At 76.0% G+C, this 396-nt stretch carries 1 pseudogene; it reads left to right on the forward strand.

The window, feature by feature from the left end:
* A pseudogene (locus LPA54_RS41270) lies at nt 1–396 on the forward strand (anthranilate phosphoribosyltransferase); the annotation flags it as partial.

Below are 396 nucleotides of genomic sequence, written 5' to 3' on the forward strand. Positions count from 1 at the left end.
GGACGCCTTCCACTCCCTGTGGGACGCCCTCCACGACGGCCGGCTGCGCCGGGGCGAGAGCGCGGCGCTCCTGGCCTCGCTGTCCTCCCGGACGCCCGGCCGTGCCACGCTGACGGCCCTGCTGGACTCGCTCGCCGAACGCAGACCCCCTGCGGGCGAGCCGTTCACCGGCGCCGTGAACATCGTCGGCACCGGCGGCGGGCCGCCCACGCTCAATCTCTCCACCGCCGCGGCCTTCGTCGCCGCCGCGGCGGGCACCCCGGTGGTCAAGAGCGGCTCGCGCGCCCACACCTCCCGGCTGGGCTCCGTCGACCTGCTGCGGCGGCTCGGCGTCGTCCCGACCTCGTCCCACGAGGAGACGCACGAGACGCTCGCACGCTTAGGCCTGGCGTTCAC

The organism is Streptomyces sp. DH12 (assembly GCF_020873895.1).
Classification (GTDB): Bacteria; Actinomycetota; Actinomycetes; order Streptomycetales; family Streptomycetaceae; genus Streptomyces.